We start from the raw sequence: 22,943 nt of genomic DNA, 5'->3' as shown, positions 1-22,943 counted from the left end.
ACATGTCACGCATCATCAATGTCGCGGCCGCGCAGTTGGGGCCGATCCAGCGCAGCGACACGCGTCGCGACGTCGTCGAGCGCCTGCTCGCGCATCTGCGCCAGGCCCATGCCATGGGCTGCCAGCTGGTGGTTTTCCCGGAGCTGGCGCTGACGACTTTCTTTCCGCGCTGGTACATGGAAGATCCGGCCGAGATCGACGCGTTCTATGAAAGCGAGATGCCCGGTCCGCAGACCCGGGTGCTGTTCGAGACCGCGCGCAAGCTTGGCATAGGCTTTTACCTGGGCTATGCGGAGCTGGCGGTGGAGCAGGGCGTCAAGCGCCGCTTCAACACGTCGATCCTGGTGAACCAGAACGGCGACATCATCGGCAAGTACCGCAAGGTGCATTTGCCCGGGCATGCCGAGCACGAGCCGTGGCGCGCTTTCCAGCACCTGGAAAAGCACTACTTCGAGCCGGGCGACTCGTTCGACGTCTGGCGCGGCTTTGGCGGCGTGATGGGCATGGCCCTGTGCAATGACCGCCGCTGGTCCGAGACCTATCGGGTCATGGGCTTGCAAGGCGCGGAAATGATCCTGCTGGGCTACAACACGCCGGTGCACAACCCGCCGGCGCCCGAGCACGACGACCTGTCCATGTTCCACAACCATCTGGTGATGCAGGCGGGCGCCTATCAGAACGGTACCTGGGTGGTGGGCGTGGCCAAGGCCGGCAAGGAAGAGGGCTGCGAGATGATAGGCGGCAGCTGCATCATCGCGCCGTCGGGCGAGATCGTCGCCGCCTGCTCGACCAAGGGCGATGAGTTGGCGATCGCGCGCTGCGACCTGGACCTGTGCCTGTCCTACAAGAGCACGACTTTCAATTTCGACCGCCACCGGCGTCCCGAGGCTTACGGCCTGATCACGGAACGCAGAGGCGCGGTGGAACCTGCGCCGGAGGCGGCGGTAACCGCCTGACCTGCGGCGCGGCCAGCGCGGACGGTCGATAGACCGTCCGCATAACCGGCCCGGACGTTCCCTTCCCATAAAAAACAGCATGCGGGCGCCCCGAGCGCCTGCAGGGGAGCGTTCGGCCTAAAAAAACACAGACCCCAAGGTGAAAATATGGACCAGTCAGTCGAGAGCATTGCGGCGCCTCCGGTTGCCGCAGACAAGGATCCCCTGGCGGCGCGGGATGATGCGCTGTATCGGAAGGTGGCGTGGCGGCTGCTGCCGTTCTTGATGGTGTGCTACATCGCGGCGTTCCTGGACCGCGTGAACGTCGGCTTTGCCAAGCTGCAGATGCTGGACGATCTGAAGTTCAGCGAAACCGTGTACGGCCTGGGCGCGGGCATTTTCTTCATCGGCTATTTCCTGTTCGAGGTGCCGAGCAATGTGCTGATGCACCGCATCGGCGCGAAGAAGACGCTGGCGCGCATCATGATTCTGTGGGGCATCATCTCGGCCGCCATGGCCCTGACGCAGACGCCGACGCAGTTCTACATCCTGCGCTTCTTGCTGGGGGCGGCCGAGGCCGGGTTCTATCCCGGCATCATCCTGTACCTGACCTATTGGTTTCCGTCGAACCGGCGCGGGCAGATCGTGGCGGTGTTCATGACGGCGGTGCCGTTTGCCGGCATCCTGGGCGGGCCGCTGTCGGGCTGGGTGATGGAGGCGTTCCATGACACGCACGGCATGGCCGGCTGGCAGTGGATGTTCATCATCGAGGCGATTCCTTCGGTGCTGCTGGGCCTGGCGGTGTTCTGGTACCTGGATGACCGTATCGACGACGCGCGCTGGCTGTCGCCCGCGGAGAAGTCGCGGCTGGGCCAGAACCTGCAGAGCGAGAAGACCGCCAAGACCGAGCACGTGTCCATGCTGACCTTGCTCAAGGACAGGCGCGTCGTGCATATGGCGCTGATCTGCTATTGCACGGTGTCCAGCTTGTCGGGCCTGGCGTTCTGGATTCCGTCGGTGATCCGTTCGACCGGCGTGGTGTCGCTGCTGGACATCGGCCTGTTGACGGCGGTGCCGAACGTCTGCGCGGTGATCTCGATGGTGCTGGTGTGCCGCCATTCGGACGCGGTGCGGGAGCGCCGCTGGCACATGATCGTGCCGTTTCTGGTGGGCGGGACGGGCCTGGCGCTGAGCACGCTGTTCAGCCATAACCCGATGCTGGCCGTGGCCATGCTGTCGGTGGCGGCCGCCGGCTGCATGGTGTGCTCGCCCTTGTTCTGGAGCCTGCCGACGGCGTTCCTGGAAGGCAAGAGCGCGGCGGCGGGCATAGCCGGGATCAATTCCTTCGCCGGCTTGGCGGCCTTTGTCAGCCCGTATGCGATCGGCTGGATCAAGGACCTGACAGGCTCGACGGATTGGGGCATGTACTTCCTGGCCAGCTTCACGCTGATCGGGGCGGTGCTGGTGTACCGCGTGCCGAAGAGCCTGGTCAACCGCTAGGCGGCTTCTCTACATCGGCGGGCGCGCCGCGCCCGCCACTTTCAGACAGGAATGATGATGACTCTGGACGTAGTTGCGTTGACCCAGGCCATGGTGCGTATTCCCAGCCTTTCCGGCAAGGAAGGCGAGATGGCGGCGCTGATGGCCGCGACGATGCGCGAGGCGGGTTTCAGTTCGGTCACGACCGATGGCAATGGCTCGGTGCTGGGCCTGATCGGCCCCGCGGACGCGGACGTGGCCTTGCTGTTCGACGGACACATGGACGTGGTGCCGGTGGCGGGCGACTGGCGCTTCGATCCGTTCGGCGCCGAGATCCGGGATGGCCGGCTGTATGGGCGCGGCAGCACCGACATGAAGGGCGGCATCGCCGCGGCGATCTGCGGCGTGGCGGAGGCGGCGCGGGACGGCTTGAAGCGCCGCGTGGCGGTGTCGGCCAGCGTGCTGGAGGAAGTCATCGAAGGGCATGCGCTGGCTTCGGTGCTGGACATCTGCACGCCGCAGGCGGTCGTCATCTGCGAGCCCTCCAAGCTGCAGATCAAGGCCGGCCAGAAGGGGCGGGTGGAACTGCTGCTGACTTTCCACGGCAAGCCGGCGCACGCGGCGACACCGCATATCGGTGTCAATCCCCTGCATGCGGCGGCCCGGGCGCTGAACGCGCTGGAGAGCCTGTCGCTGCCGCATGACGAGGTGCTGGGCCAGGCGCTGCTGGTGCCGACGGACATCGTGTCGCATCCCTATCCGTCGATCTCCATGATTCCGATTTCGACGACGATACGCTTTGACCGGCGTACCGTGTCGGGCGAACGCCTGGAGGATGTGCTGGCGCAGATCCGCGCGCATCTGGCGGCCCATGGCTTGTCCGATTTCACCCTGCAGGTCAGCGAGGATCAAGTGGCGACCTATACCGGGCAGCACGCCACGCCGCCGCGCTGGTTGCCGGGTTGGCGTTGCGATGCGGAGGCCGGGTTATTGCAGGCTGCGCGCGCGGCCGTCAGCGCCAGCGGCCGGGATCCGGTGGTGGGCAGTTGGGCGTTCTGCACCAATGGCTCGGAATCGGCGGGACGTCGCGGCATTCCGACGATAGGGTTGGGGCCGGGCAACGAGGAAGACGCGCACACGATCGACGAGTCCATCGCGTTGGAGCAGCTGGAAGGCGCGCGCGACATCTACCGGAATCTGGTGCGCGCCGTCTGCGGTTAGGGCGTTTGCATGCCGGGCAGGCGCGCCAGCCGGTCATTGAGGAAGTCGATCAATAGCCGTGCCCGCAGCGACTGGTAGCGGCGCGACGGGTAGATGAGGAAAGCCTCCTGCGGCGTGGCGCTCCATTTGGGCAGGACGCGCAGCAGTTCACCGCTGGCGATCAGGTCCTGCACCAGCCACGCAGGGCAGAGTCCGATGCCGGCGCCCATGGCCAGGCTTTCGCGGATGGCCAGGGCGTTGTTGACACGGAAGCGCCCTTGGGTCTGGACCGTGGCGAGGGTGGCGCCCTGGTGCAGTTCCAGGGTGTCGCCGGCAGCCAGCCAGGCAAAGCGCACGTACTCGTGCGCGGCCAGATCGCGGGGCGCGCGGGGCTTGCCGCGCTGTGCCAGGTAGGAGGGGGCGGCCACCAGGTAGCGCGGCGACATGGCCGCCTTGCGGGCGATGGCGTTGGGCGGCAGGTTGCCGCCCAGGCGCAGCGCCACGTCCACGCCTTCTTCCACCAGGTCCACGAACCGGTCGTTCAGGATCAGTTCCACCTGGATGTCGGGATATTCGTCCAGGAATTCGCGCACCAGCGCGTTCAGACGGAACTGGCCCAGCGCCACGGGCGCGTTGATGCGCAGGAAACCGGCGGGCTTTTCGGTCTGGCCGCGGGCGTCGGCGACGGCCTCGGAGTATTCCTCCAGCACGCGGGTGGCGCGTTCGTAGAAGCGTTTGCCTTGTTCGGTGGGCACGACGCGCGTGGTGCTGCGTTCCAGCAGCCGCACGTTCAGGTCCTTTTCCAGCGCGGCGACGATCTTGCTCAGGGCAGGCTGGCTCAGCGCTTGTTCGCGGGCGACGGCCGACAGGGTGCCCAGCTCCACGGCGCGGACGAAGGCCCGCATGGCGCGCAGGGTGTCCATAGTCATTCCTTTTTGGAAGAAGTGGTATGCAGTTTAGGGTTCTACCGGTGGAATTGGGAAGAACCTATCGTGACGTCACTTTCTCTTTTTCTGGAGTCGTCATGAATCGCTTCAATCTTCATTCCCTGGTTTCGGCCGTTGCGTTGGCCGGCGGCCTTGCGGTCCTGGCCCCGTCCGCCGCCATCGCGGCGCGGCCTTCTGTTCAAGCCGATGCCGCGCGTTCCAACTGGGTCGGTTCCTGGTTCGCCAGCCCGCAACCGCTGTGGGAGGATTCCTTCGTGCTGCCCACGGAAATGCCGGCCGAATTGCGCGGCCAGACTCTGCGCCAGACCTTGATGCTCAGCGTGGGCGGACCGCGCTTGCGGGTGGTGTTGTCCAACCGCTATGGCACGCAGCCCCTGGAGATCGGGGCGGCCAGCGTGGCGCTGGCCTCGGGCCAGTCCAAGATCCGTCCGGCATCCAGCCGCGGGCTGGCCTTTGGCGGGCGGCCGAGCGTGACGGTGGCGCCGGGGGCGCAAGTGGTCAGCGATCCGGTGGACCTGCCGGTATCCGCGCTGGCGGAACTGGCCGTCAGCCTTTACTTCCCCCAGGCGACGCCGGTGACCACCTTCCATTGGGGCGCGCAGCAGACCGGCGCCCTGGTCCGGGGCGATGCCACGGCGGCGGCGGAGCTGCCTGATGCGCAGGCACTGCAAGGCCGGGCCTTCCTGGCTGGGATCTGGGTCGAAAGCCCGTCGCGCGCGCCGGTGGTGGTGGCGTTTGGGGATTCCCTGACCGATGGCAACGGCTCGACGCCGGGGGCCAACCGCCGCTGGCCGGATTTCCTGGCGCGCCGCCTGGCCCCGCAGGGCATGGGCGTGGCCAATGCGGGCATTTCGGGCGCGCGGGTCTGGGGCGACAAGATGGGGGTGAACGCGATGGCGCGTTTCGATGCCGACGTGCTGTCGCAGCCGGGCGTGCGCACGGTGGTGATGATGATGGGCATCAATGACATCGGCTGGCCGGACAGCGGCTTCGCGCCGGACGACGCGCCCATGACGGCAGCCAGATTGACCGAGGGCTACCGGCAGCTGGCGGAGGCTGCCCGCCTGCGCGGCGTGCGCATCGTGGGCGGCACCATTGCGCCGTATGAAGGTTCGCTGCATGGCACGCCGTTGTCGGGCCACTACAACCCGGCCAAGGACGTGGTGCGGCGGGAGGTGAACCGCTGGATCCGCGAAAGCGGCGTGTTCGACGCGGTGGTGGATTTTGACGCGGTGCTGCGCGATCCGGCGCATCCGGCGCGGCTGCTGCCCGCGTATGACTCGGGCGACAACCTGCATCCCAACGATGCCGGCTACCAGGCCATGGCGCAGGCCTTGGATATGGCCACGCTGTTCGGCGATTGAGAAGCGTCCGGGACGGTTAGTGGAAATTGCGGCTCTGGGTGTTCAAGTCGCCCAGCAGCTCGGACAGGTCCACCAGCCGTTGCGCGATCAGGTGGCGCACGCCGTCCACGCTTTGCCAGGACCCGTAGACGCCCAGCAGCGAGGCCCCCAGCAATTCGCGGCGCTGGCGTTCGATGAGTTCCGTGCGCACGACCACGTTGACGGGACCGGTCTCGTCTTCCAGCGTGACGAAGATCACCCCCTTGGCAGTCTGCGGGCGCTGGCGCACGGTGACGATGCCGCAGGCGCGCGCGACGCGCTTGTCGGGGTAGCCGTTGAGCACCGAGGCGGGCTGGAAGTTGCGCGCCGCGAGCTGGGGGCGCAGCAAGGCCACGGGGTGGCTGCGCAGCGTCAGGCCCACGCTGCGGTAGTCGGCCGCCACGGTCTGGCCTTCGGAAGGGGCGGACAATTGCGGCGCCTGGGTTTCCTGGATGGCGGCGTCGCGCAGCAGGTCGCGGCTCTGCACGCTGGCGGCGGCTTCCCAGCTGGCCTGGCGGCGATGGCCGGCCAGGGTGCGCAGGGCGTCGCCGGCCGCCAGCGCGTTGAGGTCATGGCGGGTGAGCGCGGCGCGGCGGGCCAGGTCGCCGGTGTCGGCAAAGGGCGCGGCGGCGCGCGCGTCTTCGATGCGCCGGGCGGCGTCCTCGCGCATGCCCTGGATCAGGCTCAGCCCCAGCCTGACGGCGGGGCGGGAGCCGTCGGTGGCGGGCGCGTGCGGATGCGCGGTCCGGCGGGCGCCGGGGTGGCCCTCGGGCAGGGTTTCCAGGGCCGAGTCCCAGCCGCTGACCGTCACGTCCGGCGGCAGCACGCAAACGCCGTGGCGGCGGGCGTCCTGCACCAGTTGCGCGGGGGCGTAGAAGCCCATGGGCTGGGAGTTGAGCAGGGCGGCCAGGAAGGCTTCGGGCTCGTGCCGCTTGAGCCACGAACTGGCGTACGCCAGCAGCGCGAAGCTGGCGGCATGGCTTTCGGGGAAACCGTATTCGCCGAAGCCTTCGATCTGGCGGAACAGCGCCTCGGCGAAATCCAGTTTGTAGCCGTGGGCCAGCAGGCCGCCGACCAGCTTGGTACGGTACTTGTCCACGCCGCCCTTGCGCTTCCAGGCTGCCATGGAGCGGCGCAACTGGTCGGATTCGCCCGGTGTGAAGCCCGCGGCCACCACGGCGATCTGCATGACCTGTTCCTGGAAGATGGGCACGCCCATGGTGCGGCTGAGCACGCCGCGCACTTTTTCGCTGGGATAGGTTTCGGGCTCCTTGCCCTGGCGGCGGCGCAGGTAGGGATGGACCATGCCGCCCTGGATCGGGCCTGGGCGCACGATGGCCACCTGCACCACCAGGTCGTAGTATTCGCGCGGACGCAGGCGCGGCAGCATGGTCATCTGGGCGCGGGATTCGATCTGGAACACGCCTACGGTGTCGGCGTCGCAGATCATGTCGTAGGTGGGCGCGTCGCTGGGGGGAATGTCCTGCAGCCGCAAGGGCTGGCCGCGGCGCTGGCCGGCCAGTTCCAGCGTGCGACGCAGTGCCGACAGCATGCCCAGCGCCAGCACGTCCACTTTCAGCAGGCCCAGCGCGTCCAGGTCGTCCTTGTCCCATTGCACGACGCTGCGGTCCGCCATGGCGGCGTTTTCGATGGGCACCAGGCGCGACAGCTTGCCGCGTGAAATCACGAAGCCGCCGGGATGCTGCGACAGGTGGCGCGGAAAGCCCATCAGGGTCTGCGCCAGCGCCGCCCACTGCCGCGCCACCTGCGATTCGGGGTCCAGTCCGCAGGCGCCCAGCGTGCGCAGCATTTCTTTCTTGCCGTCCCACCATTGGTGGGCGCGCGCCACGGCGTCGATGACGCCCGCGTCCACGCCCAGCGCGCAGCCGGTATCGCGCAGCACGCTGCGCGGCCGGTAGGAAATGACCACGGCGGTGAGCGCGGCGCGTTCGCGGCCGTATTTGCGGTAGATGTACTGGATGACTTCTTCGCGGCGCTGGTGCTCGAAGTCCACGTCGATGTCGGGCGGCTCGTTGCGTTCCTTGCTGATGAAGCGTTCGAACAGGTTGTTGCCGCGCACCGGATCCACTTCGGTGATGCCCAGGCAGTAGCAGACCGCGGAGTTGGCGGCGGACCCGCGGCCCTGGCACAGAATGCCTTCGCCGCGGGCGTACTGGACGATGTCGTAGACCGTGAGGAAATAGGCTTCGTAGTGCAGGTCGGTGATCAGGGCCAGCTCTTTTTCGATCTGCGTGGTGACGCTGTCCGGCGTGCCGGACGGAAAGCGGCGGGCGGCCCCGGCCAGGGTTTCCTGGCGCAGATAGGTGGCCGGCGTGTGGCCGCGCGGAATGATCTCGTCCGGGTATTCGTAGCGCAGCTCGTCCAATGAGAAGGCGCAGCGGCGGGCTATGGCCAGCGTCTGGGCCAGCGCTTGCGGCGGGTACAGGTTGGCCAGGCGCATGCGCGTGCGCAGGTGCTGTTCGGCGTTGCCGGACAGTTCGTAGCCGCACTGCGATACGGGCTGGCGGGTGCGGATGCCGGTCAGCGTGTCGTGCAGCGGTTTGCGCGAGCGCAGGTGCATCTGCACCTGGCCCAGCGCCACGATGGGCAGTTCCGCGGCCTGCGCGGCGTGTTCGACCGCGGCGCGGTGCAGGTCGTCGCGCGAGCGGTGCAGCAGGGTCAGTCCGACCCAGGCGCGGTGGGGGAAGACGCGCGCCAGCCAGCGCGCCTGCTCGGCCATGCGGTCGGCGTCGGTGCCGTAGGCGGGGCTCAGGATGGCCAGGCATTCGGGCAGGTGGCGCAGATGGGCGTGGCCCGCGGGCGGGTGGGTAAGGTCTTCGGGCGCCAGCTGGTATTCGCCCTTGGGGGCGCGGGTGCGGGCCAGGGTGATCAGTTCGGACAGGTTGCCGTAGCCCTCGCGCGTCTGCGCCAGCAGGGTCAGGCCCAGCGGCGCGGCGTCGGGCGCGGCGCGCAGCTGGAAGGTGGCGCCGATGATGAGCGGCAGCTTGCGGGTCTTGGCTTCCACGTGGGCGCGGACCACGCCCGCCAGCGAGCATTCGTCGGTGATGGCGAGCGCGGCGTAGCCCAGCTCGGCGGCGCGCTCGACCAGTTCCTCGGGGTGCGAAGCGCCCTGCAGGAAAGAGAAATTGGACTGGCATTGCAGCTCGGCGTAGCCGGGCAACTGCGCCAGGAGGCGGGGGGTGTCGTCGTCGTCCATGCGCATGACGCTTCAGGCGTAGAGCCCATGCAGGAACCAGCGGGCGTGCTCGTCGTCGCGCTCGCGGTAGATCCAGTAGCGCGCGGCGGCGGCGTCCTCGGCGACGAAGTAGTCGCGCACCGTCAGGGCCGGGTCCCACCAGCCGCTTTCGATGCGTTCGGGGCCGCGCATCAGGCGCAGCGCCTGGCCGCCGTATTGCGGCCGGTGGCCGGAAAGCTTCAAGGGGAGCGGCGGGTCCAGCAGCCAGAAGGGGCGGTCCAGCAGGGCGGGCAGGGGCGCGGGACGTTGGGGCGGCGACAGCGCGTCGCCCCAGGCGTTGGCGGCCTCGGGGCGGTGGTCGGGAACCGGGTGGGCGTGGCGCACCTGGTCGCGGCCCAGCCGGGCCACCAGCAGGTCCAGCAGCCGGGCATGGTCGGCGGGCGTGCCGCCGGGCTCGGGGAACAGGGTGGTGCTGGCGGCGGGCTGTTCCACCGTGTCGGGCGCCAACAGCGCCACGGCGATCACGGGCGCTTCCAGCGTGAAGCGGGCCAGCTTTTCCCGCAGCAGGTGGAGGATCTGCGGCGCCTGCCAGACCGGCTGGGCCAGGGCCAGTTCCAGTTCGGTGGGTGGCCGGGCGTGGCGGCCGCGTTCGTGTTCCATGCTGAGCACCACGCGGCGCACCGCCAGTTGCCGGGCGCTGAGCCAGCCGCCCAGCTGTTCGGCCAGCCGGCGCGCCACCGCCAGCACCGCGTCGGTGTGTTCGACGTAGTCGGTGAGTTCGATGCGGCGCGAGAATTGGTGCGGCGGCTCGATCCAGCGGTGGAGCTCGGGCGCCAGGCCGTAGGCGGCGTCCAGGGCCTGCAGCAGTTCGGGCGCGCTGCGCCGCTGCAGGCCCGCGCGCGGCAGGGCGCGCAGGTCCGCCAGGGTATGGCAGCCGATGTCGTCGAGCCAGTCGCGGCGGGCCTGCGCCTGCGGCAGCAGGGCCAGCGGCAGTGCGTCCAGCCGCCGGGTCAGCGTGGGCAGCGTCAGGGTGCGCCGGGGTGTGCGCCGGCCGGGGCTGCGCGCCAGCAGCCAGGCGCCGGCGGCGGTCGGCGCCATGCCTAGCGAGACGCGCAGGTCCAGGGCGCGCAAGGTGGCGGCGACCCGCCGGTGCAGCGCCTTCGGACCGCGGAAGAGCATCAGGCTGGCGCTTACGTTCAGCAGCAACGTGTCGCCGTCGGCCAGGGCGATTTCGGGCGTGTATTGCAGCAGCGCCAGCGCCGCGCCCTGCAAGGCTTCGGACTCGGCCAGGACATCGCGGGGCAGCAGCTCGACCTCGGGGGCGATGGCGGCCGCGCCCGCGCGGCGCATGCCCGGCTTGACGCCGGCGCGGCGGGCGGCGGGCGTCAGGGCGGCGACGCGTTCCTGTTCCAGGACCGCGAACGCCTGCCCCTCAAGCGGCCAGTGCGGGCGCAGTGCGTCCAGCGGCAGGCAGCGCAGGAAGGCGGCGATCCAGAGGCGCATGGCGGGGAGAAACAGGTGTGGTGGCGCCCGGTTCCAGGCCCACGTATAGCGGCGTATCGCAGGCGGGCCCGCGGCGCTTCAGGATGTGGACGGACAAGCCGCCCGCGGCCGGCGCGAGCGCCAGCCGCAAGGGCGCGGGCGTGGCGTTTTGCGCCGCGCTGCTGGGGCGCACCGCGATGAACAGCAGGTCGCTGGCCTGGGCGGCCAGGTGCAGGCGGCGCAGGGATTCGGGGCGCACATGGGGCAGCCAGCAGATCAGGGCGCCGCAGCTGCCGTTCTTCAGGATCTGTTCGGCGGCCCAGAGCGCGTCCACGGGTTTTTCCGGCGCCACCCAGAGCAATTGGCGCGGATCCAGCCGCCAGCTCATCCAGCTGGCGATGTGGGGCGCGTGCGGCGGCTGCACCAGCGCGATGGCGCGGCGGGTTTCCAGCTGGGCCAGCGCCGGACGCAGCAGGCGGATTTCGCCGATGCCGGGGTGCGGCACCAGCAGTTCGGTCAGCGAACCCAGCGGCCAGCCGCCGTCCGGCAGCTCGGGCGAAAGCGCGGCATGCCCGGTGGGCAGGGTGCGGGCGGCGCCTTGAGCCAACTGGGTGGCGCGCCACAACGCGGGATGGATACGTTCTGGGGACTGCATGGCGATCGGTTCCGGCTTGCGGGGACCCGGGGTAGTGGCCGATGCGTCATTATAGCTGTATATATATACAGTATTTAAAAGGGGCAGAGCGCGCCGCGAATAGTTTTGCGCCGGTAACGCGGCAGCCCAAAAGAAAACCCGCCCGTACACCTTTCGATGCAGAGGAGCGGGCCGTGTTGAACGCGATTTTAGCCGCTTCAGGCAGGCGGATCGCAATCAAGCGCGGGCGTTCTGCGCAGTAGATACCGAGGCCTCCACACCCGCCGTGCGATCCAGATCCAACCCATAAAACCGCATATCCTCGTACCGGATCCAGTGCGACTTGCGCACCAGCCGGTGGCCGATCCACAAGGCCAGGAACAGCGGGATCGCCAGGTAGGTGGAGATCACGCCGATCCAGTCGATGCGGTCTTGCAGGAAGGCCTGGTAGTTCTGGCCCAGCGTGACCGCCAGGCACAGGACGAAGGCCAGCAGCGGGCCGAAGGGGAACAGGCCGGCCTTGTAGGGCAGGTCGGCGGTGTCGTAGCCGTGCTTCACATAGCCCTGGCGGAAGCGGTAATGGCTGACCGCGATGCTCAGCCAGACGATGAATTCGGTCATGCCGGCGAAGTTCAGCAGCCAGATGTAGACGGCCTTGGGGCTGTACACCAGGCTGAACAGGCACAGGCAGGCCAGCAGCGCGGTGGCCATCAGCGCGTACAGCGGCACGCCGCCGCGGGTGACGCGCCGGAACAGGGCGGGCGCCTGGCCCTCCACCGCCATGTTGAACAGCATCCGCGTCGCCGCGTACATGCCGGAATTGCCGGCCGACAGCACCGAGGTCAGGATCACGGCGTTCATCACGGTAGCCGCCGACAGCAGCCCCGCGTGCTGGAACACCAGCGTGAAGGGGCTGACCGCGATGTCTTCCACTTCGTTGCGCAGCAGCTGCGGGTCGGTATAGGGCAGCAGCAGGCCGATGATCAGGATGGCCAGCACGTAGAACAGCAGGATGCGCCAGAACACGTGGTTGATCGCGCGCGGCACGTTGCGGCGGGGATTCTCGGATTCGCCGGCGGCCACGGCCACCAGTTCGGTGCCCTGGAACGAATAGGCCACCACCATCGCCACGCCCACCCAGGTGGCCGCATTGCCCACGAAGGGCGCGTCGCCGACCGACCAGTTGACCAGGCCCACGGGCGTGCCGCTGTGGATGATGCCCACCAGCATCGCCAGCCCGACGCCGATGAAGCACAGCACGGCCACGACCTTGATGATGGCGAACCAGTACTCGGCTTCGCCGAAGCTGCGCGCCGAGAAGGCATTCAGCCCGAAGGTCAGGGCCAGGAAGGCCACGCTCCATATCCAGCCGGGCGTATCGGGGAACCAATAGGCCATGACCAGTTGCGCGGCCACCACGTCCACCGCCACCACCGTGGCCCAGCTGATCCAGAAGTTCCAGCCCAGCGCGAAGCCGAAGCCGCCGTCGACGTAGCGCGAGGCATAGGTGCAGAAGGAACCCGATACCGGCATGAAGGTGGCCAGTTCGCCCAGGCTGGTCATGATGAAGTAGACCATCAGGCCGATGGCCAGGTAGACCAGCAGCGCGCCGCCCGGGCCGGCCTGGGCGATGGCGGCGCCGGAGGCCACGAACAGGCCGGTGCCGATGGCCCCGCCCAACGCTATCATCGTGAGGTGGCGCGCCTTGAGCACGCGATGCAGCTGGTTCTGGCCGGCAGGCGTGGCGCCGGATTCTGTTGTCGGAGTTTGCATTACTGGGGTAGGAAGTTGCCGCGGCGGCGGACCATCAGGCACGGGCGTGCGGGCCTGCCCGCCAGGCAATGCCGCGCAAGCCAGCCGGTCCGTGGCGGTGCGGCAAAGGTTGCTTCAAGGCGCGCATTTTACAATGCGGCTATTCCGGGGCCGTTCGGCGGCCCCAGCCAGCACGGAGCAGTTTCATGGCGTCTTCCACTTCTATCGAGTTTCTTCCCAACGCCGGCGTCGACGTGCGCCAGCTGTTTATCCTGCTGCACGGCGTGGGCGGCACCCCCGACGACATGGAGCCGTTGGCAAAAGCGGTGCGCGCGGCGTTCCCCAGCGCGGCGGTGCTGGTGCCCCAGGGGTTCGAGCCCTACGACGGCGGCGGCGACGGCCGGCAGTGGTTCTCGGTGCGCGGCGTGACCGAGGAAAACCGCCCGGAACGCGTGGCGCGGGCCTTGCCGCCCCTGGAAAACTATGTGCGCGAGGCGCAGGCGCGTTTCGGCCTGCTGCAGTCGGACACGGCGCTGGCGGGCTTTTCGCAGGGCGCCATCATGGCGCTGGAACTGGTGCAGGCGCACGACGGCATCGCCGGCCGCGTCATCGCCTTCTCGGGCCGCTACGCCCAGATGCCCAAGCTCGCGCCGCAGTTCACCACGCTGCACCTGCTGCACGGCGCCGCCGATCCGATCATGAACGTGGAGCTCATCCAGGCCGCCCAGGCGCGCCTGACCGAGCTGCACGGCGACTCGACCATCGACATCGCGACCCAGGTGGGGCACGCATTGCACCCGGCGCTGATCGAGCGCGCCATCGTGCGCTTGAAGACCTGCGTGCCGTTGCGCAGCTGGGAGGCCGCGCTGGGTCTTAACCAGACGCCGCCCGACGGCACCCCGGTGCATTGATCATTTTTCCCAGCCGCCGCCCAGCGCCAGGAACAGCGCGATCTGGTCGCTGCTGAGGTCGGCCTGCGAAGCCGCCAGCGCGCTTTCGTTGCTGGCCAGCGTGCGCTCGGCATCCAGCACGGTCAGGTAGTCGGTCTTGCCGTACTGGAACAGGCGGCTTGCCTGCGAGGCGGCCTCGGCGCTCTGGTCGCGCGCGGCGCGCAAGGCGGTGTCGCGATCCAGTTGGCGCGCGTAGACCACCAGCGCGCTCTCCGTTTCCCGCAGGGCATTCAGCACGGTGGCGTCGAAACGCGCCGCCGCGGCCTTGGTGCTGGCCTGCGCCTCGGCGATGCGGGCCTGCGCGGCGCCGGTGTTGGGTATGGTCCAGGAGATCAGCGGACCGACGCTCCAGCTGAAGGTGCCGCGGTCGCCGAACATGGCGGCCGGGCCGCCCGAGGCCGCCGACAAGCCCAGCGAGATCTTCGGATACAGGTCCGCAGTAGCCACGCCGATGCGCGCGGTGGCTGCGGCCAGGGTGCGTTCGGCCTGGCGGATGTCGGGACGGCGGCGCAGCAGTTCGGCGCCGTCGCCCACGGGGATGGTTTCGGTCAGGCGCGGAGCCTGGGCGCATTGCAGCAGCGCGGGCGGGATTTCGCCCGGCGTCTGGCCGGTCAGCGCCGCCAGGCGGTACAGCGCGGTGCGCTGCTGGGCCTGGAACGGCGGCAGGTTGGCCTGCAGCTGTTCAAGCTGGCTGCGGGCGCGGGTCACGTCCAGCGTGGTGCCGCGGCCGGCGCGTTGCAGCCGGTCCACCGCGTCCAGCGATTGCTTCTGCACCTGCACCGAATGCTGGGCCGAAGCCAGCTGCATGCCGGCCGCGCACATATTGGCGTAGGCCCGGGCGGTCTCGGCGGCCACGGTGACGCGGGTGGCGTCATAGGCGGCCTGCGCGGCCTGCTCGTCGCCGCTGGCCGCTTCCACGGCGCGGCGGATCTGGCCGAACAGGTCCAGCTGGTATGCCACGCTGGCGCCCATGGAGTAGGACCAGCGGTTGGGCGGATCGATGCCGGGCTGCAGTTCCTGCAGGCCGGACACGTGGCCGAAAGTGGGCGAGGCATTGACGCCGATGGACGGCTGCTGCTGCGCCTGCGCTTCGCGCACGGCGGCCTGGGCGCGTTCCAGGTTGGCGCTGGCCACGCGCAGGTCGGTGTTGGCGGCCAGGGCTTTTTCCACCAGACCATCCAGCACGGGATCGTCGTACAGGCGCCACCAGTGGCCAGGCACCGCATCCTGCCGGAACGCCGCCTCGCGCGCCTGCGTGAAGGGCGCCTGCGCGCTCTGCCGCTCGGCCGCCGATCCGGCGGGCACCTGGTAGTCCGGGCCCACGGCGGCGCATCCGGCCAGCGCAAGGGCCAGCGTAAGAGGCAGGAGGTATCTGGTGTTCATGGCGGTTACGGCTGTGCGTCGATAAGAGAGTAGGGGTGGAAGAAAGGAACGATCAGGACGGCTGGCGCGCCTCGGCCTGCGACTGGGCCGGGCCGGAATCCACCGACACGGTGGCGGTTTGTCCCGCCACCAGGCGCACGCCTGCGGGCACGTCGTCGATCTTCACGCGCACCGGGATGCGCTGCGCCAGGCGGACCCAGTTGAACGTGGGATTGACGTTGGGCAGCAGGTTGGCGCCGGTGCTGCGGTCGCGGTCGGCGATGCCCATGGCAATGCTCTCCACGTGGCCGCGGATATGGTGCGAGTCGCCCATCAGCGTCACGGTGACGGCGTCGCCTTCGTGGATGCCAGGCAGCTTGGTTTCCTCGAAATAGCCTTCGACGTAGAACGAACTGGAATCCACCAGCGCCATCACGCCGCGGCCAGCGGTGGCGTAGGAACCCGCGCGCAGGTCCAGGTTGGTGATGCGGCCGTCATTCACCGCCAGCACGCGGCTGCGTTCCAGGTTCAGGCGCGCGGTATTGAGCTGCACTTCGGCCTGGGCCAGCGCGGCTTCGGTCTGCTGCAGCTTGGTCTGGCTTTGTTCCAGCGCCTCGGCGGCCACCAGTTGGCCCAAAGAGCGGTTGCGCTTGGCGTCGCGCACGGCCTGGTCGCGCGCCACTTGCGCGGAACGCACCGAGGCCTGGGCCTGGTCGTAGGCCAGCTGGAAGCGCGCGCGGTCGATTTCGAACAGCACGTCGCCGGCCTTGACGTCCTGGTTGTCGTGCACCGGCACGCTGGTCACCAGGCCGGAGACATCGGGCGCGACCTGCACCACGTAGGCCTTGACGCGGCCGTCGCGGGTCCAGGGTTCGACTTCATAGTGCACCCAGAGCTGCCAGCCGGCGTAGGCGGCCGCGGCGACGACGACGGCGGTCACCGCGAACTTGCCGATGGCTGCGGGGCGCAGGGCGTTGGGGAGTTTCATGCTTATCTCTGGAGTAAATAGGGGGAAATGAGGGATACGCCGTACAGCAGCACCACGAACAGCGCCAGGTCGAACAGCGCGGGGTGCCACACCAGGCGGTACAGCCCGGCGCGGGCCAGCACGCGGCGCACTGCCCAGGCCACGCCCAGGGTCACCACGCCGAGCACCAGCAGCCAGGGGAAATAGACGCCGTAGAAATTGAATTCGCCGATCATGATGCTTGGCCCTCCAGGGTGGGATGGGCGGGTTGGTAGTCGGGCGCGTCGGGGAAGAAGGCGCGGCGCAGGCCCACCAGCGCGACCACGGCGCGGTCGCGGGCGGCGGCGCCCGGGGGTGTGGCCGTCACGCTGGCCAGCGCACGGTCGATCTGCGCCAGGAACTCGGGCGTCTTTTCGCCGACCTGCCAGGCCGAGCGCGCGTGGAAGAATTTCGCCAGTCCGTCCAGCACTGGCTGGATGGCGGGTTCCGCCATGGGCAGGTGACGCCGGGCGCGCTGCAGTTCGGTGATGTCGCGGCCCACGCGCAGGTCTTTCAACGCGTCGGCGGCGACCAGGTCGTCGGGCCGCTGGGCCAGCGCCAGACGCGGCTGCAACAGGCCGATGCGGTCCAGCATGCGGGCGGCGTAGGTGTGGCGCGAAGGCGCGCGCGGCGAGCTTGCCAGGGTTTCCAGTTCCTTCCAGTTGGCGGCCTGGATGCGGCGTGCGCTCCAGTCGGCGCTGACGGTGCGGAAGATGGCGGCGATGATGGCCGCGGTGGCAACGCCCATGCACTGCGCGACCTGCGTGTCGATGAAGGACACGATGTCGGCGGTGTTGGTGTCCTGCAGCGCCATGGTGCCCAGGAAGCCGAACAGCATCGCCATGGCCTTGCCGGCGGTGGCGGGCCGGGCAATGAAGATGCCCAGCACGAAGGTCGTGGGCAGCATGGCCAGGGCCAGCATCTCGAACGAATGCAGGGCGGGCATGATGCCCAGCAGGTACAGCGCCGACAGCGGAATCGAATACACCGTGTAGGTCAGGAACTGCATGATGCCGGGGACCGGATTGTCCTGCGACGCGAAGAAGCAGCTGAAGATGGCGGCCATGAGGGCGGCGGTGGCGCCGTTGCTCCAGGCCGTGCCGATCCAGAAGGCGCAGCAGACCGAAATGGCCACGCCGGCGGCCAGGGCCGATAGCAGCGCCATGCCGCGGTCGCGGTGCAGCGCGGTGTTGGGCGCGGGATTGGAGCGCGGCGCGCGCAGCGGCGCGCCCGCCAGGCCCGCGCGGATCTCGCGGCGCAGCGCCAGGCATTCGTCATAGGTGTCGACCAGTTCGCGCAAGCGCGTCATCAGGCTGGCCAGCAGCACCTCGCGCCAGCTGGAGCGGCTGTCGATGTCGGGCGTGAGGCGGGTGGCGGCGGCGCGCAGTTGGACCGCTGTCTCGTGGGTGGCCTGGGCGCCGGCGTTGATCCATTCGGAGATGTCGGCGAGCAAGGCCGTGACGGCTTCCGGCAGTGGCTGGCCGCCGGCCTGCAGGGCGCGCATGCGGTCTTCCACGGCGGACACGGTGGGCGTCAGCGCTGCGATCTGGTCCTGCATGGCGCGCACCGCGCCCGAGGTCCAGCGCAGGTTGCTGGTGTCGAAAGGCACGTGGGTGGACATCAGGCGCAGCTGCGTGATGTCGTTGGCCAGCACGCGGCGGTCGCGGTCCTTCTGTTCGGTGGCCTGGCCGCTGAGCGTGTCGTGCATCCAGTTGCGGGCGTCGCGCACGGCCTTGTCCAGCATCAGCGTCAGGGCCGGGGCCAGGCCGCGCGGCAGCACGATGCTGTGGATCAAGGTGGCGCAGACGATGCCCAGGCTGATTTCCTCGACGCGGGCGAGGGCGGTGTCGAACACCTGGGCGGGGGCGGTCACGCTGGGAAAGCCGATCATGGCGGCGGTATAGCCCGCCAGCATGAAGAGGTACGAACGCGGCGTGCGGTCCAGCACCGACAGGTACAGGCAGGCGCCCACCCACAGCACCATGGCGGCGGTCATGACCACCGGGGAATTCGATAGCCGCGGCACCAGGTAGACGGTGGCGGCCGAGCCGAAGAAGGTGCCGGCCAGGCGGTACAGCGCCTTGGAGCGCACCGCGCCCGACCAGGGTTGGGCCACGACGTAGGCCGTGGTCATGGCCCAGAACGGACGCGGCAACCCCATGCTGTAGGCCAGGTAGAGCGCCATGATGGCGCTCAGGTAGCTCTTGAGCGAGAAGATGGATTCGCGGACGTTGGGGAGTTTCACGCTTGTTCGTCCTGTGGCTGGGTGCCGGCGCCGCCGCGGCCCAGGGTGACTTTCAGGCTGTCGAAGACCCGCAGGCAGGCTTGCAGGTCGGCTTCGCTCACGCCCCGGAACAGGCGGCGGCGCAAATCGACCAGCACATCCTCGACCTTGGCGCGCAGCGCCTGGCCGGCGTCGGTCAGGTGCAGGGTCTTGGCGCGGCGGTCGTGCGGGTCTTCGCGGCGTTCCATCAGGCCTGCGGCGACCAGGTGGTCCAGCACCCGCACCAGCGAGGGGCCTTCCACGCCCAGCGCCTCGGCCAGCGCGCCTTGGCGCACGCCGTCTCCCAGGCGGCCGGCCAGGATCACGGGCCAGGCGGTGGCCTGGGACAGGCCGTAGTCGGCCAAGGCCTTGTCGGCGGCGCCGCGATAGGCGCGCGACAGGACCATCAGGGCGGAGGTGGTGGCCATGAGCTGGGAGTCGGTGGGCGTGTTCATGGAATAGATTGTATCCTATCTATTAGCTTACTAATAATTGAAAATGGCGATTATCTCCATGGATTTTCTCAATCGGGAAAATAGAGGACGGTTGTTCCAGCTATGGAAAACCAGGGACAGCGTTCTGGGATTTTCGGCGTCGCGGGGAGCGACGCGGGCGCGGCGGCGGCGGCCGCGCCCCGGCGTTCAGCCGTTGCAGTCCGCCCAGCAGTTGGGCGTTTCGTACAGGCGCACGCGGGTCAGGCGCAGTTCGGCGCCATAGTGGCCGTGATAGTGCGGGGCCAGGGTCTGGAAGACGATGGCGGCCAGGTTTTCGGCCGTCGGGATGCGGTCCAGCACCACGGTCTTGTGGCCGGGCAGGCTGTCCAGGAAGCCGCGCACGGCGGCGTCGCCCTCGTACACCAGGAAGGCATGGTCCCAGACGTCCACGATGTGGGTCTTGGCGATGTGCTTGATCTCGGAGAAATCCATCAGCATGCCGTTGTCGGATTCGCCGGGCGCCTGCACCACGTCGCCGGTCAGGGTGATCTCCAGCACGTAGCGGTGGCCGTGCAGGTTGCGGCACTGGCTGCGGTGGTCGGGAATGCGGTGGCCGGCGTCGAATTCCAGCCTGCGGGTCACGGAAATCATGGCGCGCTCCGCAGGGGGCTAGGGTGAATCATGGAATGCCTATGTATTTGTGGGTCTGCAGGCTGAGCCGCCATTGCGGATGCTGCATACAGTACTGGACGGCCTGTTCGGTGTTGGCCGCGCGTGCGGGGCCGTCCATGGGTTGCAGGAAGAAGTGGTCGAAGTCCAGGTGCGCGAAGGCTTCGGGCTGCGCGTTGGCTTGCGGATAGACCAGCTTGAGCTCGTCGCCGCGCTCCAGGACCACGGGCGCGGTGCCCTTGGGGCTGACGCAGATCCAGTCGATGCCGGCCGGCGGCTTGATGGTGCCGTTGGTTTCGATGGCCACCGTGAAGCCGCGCGCGTGCACCGCGGTCAAGAGCGGCGCGTCCAGTTGCAGCAGCGGTTCGCCGCCGGTGAAGACCACGTAGCGGTCGTTGGCGCCGGGGCCCCAGGCCGCGGCGATGGCGTCGGCCAGCAGTTCGGGCGTGGCGAACTTGCCGCCGCCGTCGCCGTCGGTGCCGATGAAGTCGGTGTCGCAGAAGGTGCAGGCGGCGCTGGCGCGGTCGCTTTCGCGGCCGGTCCAGAGGTTGCAGCCGGCAAAGCGGCAGAAGACCGCCGCACGGCCTGCGTGGGCGCCTTCGCCCTGCAGTGTCTTGAAGATTTCTTTGGCGGAGTAAGTCATGGTGGTGCCGGCGGTCGGATAAGGCCGGACCCCGGATAAATCAGGCAAAAGCGCATTATTTTACTTTGCGCGGCGCATCTATACTTGCGGGCTATGTTTCACGTCCAAGATTCCATCTACCTGGATGAACGCGATCTCGCGTTCACCATGATCCGCGCCCAGGGCGCGGGCGGCCAGAACGTCAACAAGGTGTCCAGCGCCGTGCACCTGCGTTTCGACGTGCGAGCCTCCAGCCTGCCCGAGGAAATCAAGGAAGCGCTATGCGCCCTTAGCGATCACCGCGTCTCCAAGGACGGGGTCATCGTCATCAAGTCGCAGACGTTCCGCAGCCAGGAAAAGAACCGCGCCGAAGCCATCGAGCGCCTGATCGCCATGGTGCGCGCGGCGGCGCGCACCGACAAGCCGCGCCGCCCGACCAAGCCCACCCGCGCCTCGCAACGCCGGCGCGTGCAGCGCAAGGTGCTGCACGGCGAAGTCAAGCGCCTGCGGGGGCGGGTCCAGGGGGATTGAGGGCGGCCCGCGTGAGGGCGGCCCGCGGCCCGGCCTGGGCGCGGCTGTGCAGGCGCTGCCGGAACAGGTCCGCCATGGTGGCCGCCGCCAGCGACAGTGGCGTTCCCCGCAGCGTCATGATGCCGATGCTGGCGACCGGCATGGGCGCCTCCGTGCGGATCTGGCTGGCTTCGGCGCCGTAGGGCGGGATCTCGAGCATGCCCGCGGGGCAGACGATCAACGCGTCGCTGCGGACCATCAGGTTCCACATCACGCCGAACGTATCGCAATCGATGACGCGTTCGGGCGGTTGCAGGCCGTTTGCGCGCAAGCCTTGCAGAAAAGCGTCGGTGTGGCTGCCGCCCGAGGTGTTGAGCAGCCATTCGCAGCCCGCGATGTCTTGCCAACGCGTGGCGCCCGCCAGCGGATGACCGCGGCGGCAGGCGACCATGAATTCCAGCGGCCGCAGTTCCTCGAAATCGAATTCCTGCCCGCCATGGTTGTCCGCCATGCCGGATGCCAACGCGAAATCCAATGAGCCGTTGCGCAATGCCGGCAGCACGGCGGCCAGCAGGCCTTCCGAGACCTTGAGCTTGGCCGCGGGCATGCTCTGCTTGAAATCGTTCAGCACGTCGGGCAGCACGCTCAGCATCACCATGGGCGTCACGCCCACCGCCACCCGCGCCTGGGCGCCGCTGAGCAGTTGGCGGATGTCCTGGCGCGCCAACGAGAGCTGGGCCTGGGCAAGCTGCGCCCGCACCGTCAGGTGTACGCCGCACGCGGTGACCTCGATGCCCTGGGGACTGCGCGTGAGCAGCGGCGCTTCCAGTTCCGTTTCCAGTTCCTTGATGGCCTTGGTCACGGCGGCCTGGCTCAGGTGCAGGCTGCGCGCCGCAGCCCGGATGCTGCGCAATTCGGCGACCTTCAGCCAGGCCCGCAGATGGTGGTCTTTCATATGCTTCCCCCGGTGGCGACAACTGCTAGTTGTCACCTTAACAAAGAAATAGCCTTATGCGCAGCGCGGGCGATCTCTAAGCTTCACGACGACCAGACCATGCAGTCCCGTACTTCAGGAGCAAGCCATGCAGATCTTTCCCCGTCGTGTACGCCAGACCCTTTCACTGTGTTTTGCCTTGCTGGGCGCGGCAGGCGCCGGCGCGGCCCAGGCGGATTGGCCCCAACGGCCGGTCAAGCTCATCGTGCCGTATGTGGCGGGGTCCGGTCCGGACGTGGTGCTGCGCCCGATCGCGGACGCCCTGGGGCGCGAACTCGGCCAGCCGGTGATCGTCGACAACCGCGGCGGGGCGGGCGGCATCGTCGGCACCCAGGCGCTGGCCGCGGCGGCGCCGGACGGCTACACCATCGGCTTCGGCAACCTGGTCACGCTGGCGATCAACAAGAGCATGTATTCGAAGCTGCCTTACGACCCGCAACGCAGCCTTGCGCCCATCAGCCTGGCCATCAGCAATGCCCTGGTGCTGATCGCCCGCAACGACTTCCCGGCAAGCAATGTGCAGGGCCTGGTCGACTATGCCAGGCAGCATCCGGGCAAGGTCAGCGTCGGCTCGTTGGGCGTGGGATCGAGCGCCCATCTGGCCGGAGAAATGCTCAAGAGCGAGACGGGCACGACCATGCTGCACGTCCCGTACAAGAGCGGCCAACAGGCGGTGGGCGACATCGTGGGCGGGCAGCTTGACGTGATGATCGACAACGTCGCGGGCGTGCTGCCCTTCATCCGCTCCGGCCAGGTCAAGGTGCTGGGGGCGACCAGCCTGGCGCGCGTGCCTGTCCTCTCGGACGTGCCCACCCTCGACGAATCCGGCTTGAAGGGCTTCGAAGTGGTGTCCTGGGGCGGCATCGTCGCACCCGCCGGTACGCCCAAGCCCATCATCGACAAGCTCAATCGCGCCATCGCCAAGGCGCTGCAGGACCCGGCGGTGCTCAAGCTCAACGAAACGCTGTCCGTCGACGCGACGCCGTCCACGCCTGAACAGTTCGCCAACCTCATCGCCACCGAGATCCCGCGCTGGGGGGAGATGGTCAAGCGCTCCGGCGCGTCGGCCGACTGAGCGCGTTCAGCACCCGCGTTCAACACCCGCGTTCAACACCATAGGGAGCCA

At 68.6% G+C, this 22,943-nt stretch carries 20 protein-coding genes; 7 read left to right on the top strand and 13 right to left on the bottom strand.

Going from position 1 to position 22,943, the window contains the following annotated elements; translation table 11 throughout:
* Window positions 1-2 precede the first annotated feature (2 nt).
* The 3 genes from ACM1PE_RS13325 (at window position 3) to ACM1PE_RS13315 (ending at window position 3,635) form a co-directional block, all read left to right on the top strand.
* A complete protein-coding gene (locus ACM1PE_RS13325) occupies window positions 3-956 on the top strand; it encodes an N-carbamoyl-D-amino-acid hydrolase (protein ID WP_059380387.1) in 954 nt (317 codons plus the stop codon).
* A gap of 147 nt (window positions 957-1,103) precedes the next feature.
* On the top strand, window positions 1,104-2,435 hold the full coding sequence (locus ACM1PE_RS13320; protein WP_088140813.1) for an MFS transporter: 1,332 nt from the start codon (window positions 1,104-1,106) through the stop codon (window positions 2,433-2,435).
* Window positions 2,436-2,486: 51 nt separating this feature from the next.
* Window positions 2,487-3,635, top strand: coding sequence for a YgeY family selenium metabolism-linked hydrolase (locus ACM1PE_RS13315; RefSeq protein WP_419343531.1), 1,149 nt, complete (start codon window positions 2,487-2,489; stop codon window positions 3,633-3,635).
* Here ACM1PE_RS13315 and ACM1PE_RS13310 read toward each other — a convergent pair.
* Window positions 3,632-4,537, bottom strand: coding sequence for a LysR family transcriptional regulator (locus ACM1PE_RS13310; RefSeq protein WP_280016684.1), 906 nt, complete (start codon window positions 4,535-4,537; stop codon window positions 3,632-3,634). The genes ACM1PE_RS13315 and ACM1PE_RS13310 overlap by 4 nt on opposite strands.
* A gap of 101 nt (window positions 4,538-4,638) precedes the next feature.
* Between ACM1PE_RS13310 and ACM1PE_RS13305 the strand changes: the two genes are divergently transcribed.
* Window positions 4,639-5,925 (top strand): SGNH/GDSL hydrolase family protein, encoded by a 1,287-nt coding sequence (locus ACM1PE_RS13305; protein ID WP_419343529.1) that lies wholly within the window; start codon window positions 4,639-4,641, stop codon window positions 5,923-5,925.
* Window positions 5,926-5,941: 16 nt separating this feature from the next.
* Here the strand turns inward: ACM1PE_RS13305 and ACM1PE_RS13300 are convergent, their stop codons facing one another.
* From ACM1PE_RS13300 to ACM1PE_RS13285, 4 genes are all read right to left on the bottom strand, one after another.
* Complete coding sequence (locus tag ACM1PE_RS13300; RefSeq protein WP_419343527.1) at window positions 5,942-9,166, bottom strand: error-prone DNA polymerase; 3,225 nt, start codon at window positions 9,164-9,166, stop codon at window positions 5,942-5,944.
* A gap of 6 nt (window positions 9,167-9,172) precedes the next feature.
* Window positions 9,173-10,642, bottom strand: coding sequence for a DNA polymerase Y family protein (locus ACM1PE_RS13295; protein ID WP_419343525.1), 1,470 nt, complete (start codon window positions 10,640-10,642; stop codon window positions 9,173-9,175).
* Window positions 10,572-11,276 (bottom strand): translesion DNA synthesis-associated protein ImuA, encoded by a 705-nt coding sequence (gene imuA / locus ACM1PE_RS13290; RefSeq protein WP_059380011.1) that lies wholly within the window; start codon window positions 11,274-11,276, stop codon window positions 10,572-10,574. The genes ACM1PE_RS13295 and imuA overlap by 71 nt, the downstream gene beginning before the upstream one ends.
* 216 nt (window positions 11,277-11,492) lie before the next feature.
* The gene (locus ACM1PE_RS13285) at window positions 11,493-13,028 is read right to left on the bottom strand and encodes an amino acid permease (protein WP_118932088.1); all 1,536 of its coding nucleotides are present in this window, start codon (window positions 13,026-13,028) and stop codon (window positions 11,493-11,495) included.
* Between the two features lie 185 nt (window positions 13,029-13,213).
* On the opposite strand from ACM1PE_RS13285, the gene ypfH reads away from it, so the two are divergent.
* Window positions 13,214-13,918, top strand: coding sequence for an esterase (ypfH, locus tag ACM1PE_RS13280; protein ID WP_118932087.1), 705 nt, complete (start codon window positions 13,214-13,216; stop codon window positions 13,916-13,918).
* Here ypfH and ACM1PE_RS13275 read toward each other — a convergent pair whose 3' ends face one another.
* The 7 genes from ACM1PE_RS13275 to queE form a co-directional block, all read right to left on the bottom strand.
* Entirely contained in the window at window positions 13,919-15,340 is a 1,422-nt protein-coding gene (locus ACM1PE_RS13275; protein ID WP_059380014.1) for an efflux transporter outer membrane subunit, read from the bottom strand.
* Between the two features lie 52 nt (window positions 15,341-15,392).
* Window positions 15,393-16,307 carry an efflux RND transporter periplasmic adaptor subunit gene (locus ACM1PE_RS13270; RefSeq protein ID WP_419343523.1) on the bottom strand — a complete coding sequence of 305 codons (915 nt, stop codon included), beginning with the start codon at window positions 16,305-16,307 and terminating at the stop codon, window positions 15,393-15,395.
* A gap of 2 nt (window positions 16,308-16,309) precedes the next feature.
* Entirely contained in the window at window positions 16,310-16,522 is a 213-nt protein-coding gene (locus tag ACM1PE_RS13265) for a DUF1656 domain-containing protein (protein WP_419343521.1), read from the bottom strand.
* Window positions 16,519-18,570, bottom strand: a complete 2,052-nt coding sequence (locus ACM1PE_RS13260; protein ID WP_059380016.1) for an FUSC family protein — start codon at window positions 18,568-18,570, stop codon at window positions 16,519-16,521. Before ACM1PE_RS13260 ends, ACM1PE_RS13265 begins: the two co-directional genes overlap by 4 nt.
* Window positions 18,567-19,043: a MarR family winged helix-turn-helix transcriptional regulator gene (locus ACM1PE_RS13255; protein ID WP_059380017.1), complete on the bottom strand. Its 477-nt coding sequence runs from the start codon at window positions 19,041-19,043 to the stop codon at window positions 18,567-18,569. Before ACM1PE_RS13255 ends, ACM1PE_RS13260 begins: the two co-directional genes overlap by 4 nt.
* Window positions 19,044-19,229: 186 nt before the next feature.
* Complete coding sequence (gene queD, locus ACM1PE_RS13250; RefSeq protein ID WP_013394146.1) at window positions 19,230-19,673, bottom strand: 6-carboxytetrahydropterin synthase QueD; 444 nt, start codon at window positions 19,671-19,673, stop codon at window positions 19,230-19,232.
* Between the two features lie 28 nt (window positions 19,674-19,701).
* Window positions 19,702-20,334: a 7-carboxy-7-deazaguanine synthase gene (gene queE / locus ACM1PE_RS13245; RefSeq protein ID WP_059380018.1), complete on the bottom strand. Its 633-nt coding sequence runs from the start codon at window positions 20,332-20,334 to the stop codon at window positions 19,702-19,704.
* Window positions 20,335-20,427: 93 nt separating this feature from the next.
* Between queE and arfB the strand changes: the two genes are divergently transcribed.
* The gene (arfB, locus tag ACM1PE_RS13240; protein WP_059380019.1) at window positions 20,428-20,844 is read left to right on the top strand and encodes an alternative ribosome rescue aminoacyl-tRNA hydrolase ArfB; all 417 of its coding nucleotides are present in this window, start codon (window positions 20,428-20,430) and stop codon (window positions 20,842-20,844) included.
* Here the strand turns inward: arfB and ACM1PE_RS13235 are convergent.
* Window positions 20,810-21,778, bottom strand: coding sequence for a LysR substrate-binding domain-containing protein (locus ACM1PE_RS13235; RefSeq protein ID WP_419343517.1), 969 nt, complete (start codon window positions 21,776-21,778; stop codon window positions 20,810-20,812). The genes arfB and ACM1PE_RS13235 overlap by 35 nt on opposite strands.
* A gap of 127 nt (window positions 21,779-21,905) precedes the next feature.
* On the opposite strand from ACM1PE_RS13235, the gene ACM1PE_RS13230 reads away from it, so the two are divergent.
* Entirely contained in the window at window positions 21,906-22,892 is a 987-nt protein-coding gene (locus ACM1PE_RS13230) for a Bug family tripartite tricarboxylate transporter substrate binding protein (protein WP_059380020.1), read from the top strand.
* Window positions 22,893-22,943 lie beyond the last annotated feature (51 nt).

The sequence above is a fragment of the Achromobacter sp. PD1 genome, assembly GCF_048541815.1.
Lineage (GTDB): Bacteria > Pseudomonadota > Gammaproteobacteria > Burkholderiales > Burkholderiaceae_B > Achromobacter > Achromobacter bronchisepticus_A.
Note: the sequence above shows the minus strand (reverse complement) of the source record. Positions and strands in the feature narration are given on the sequence as shown.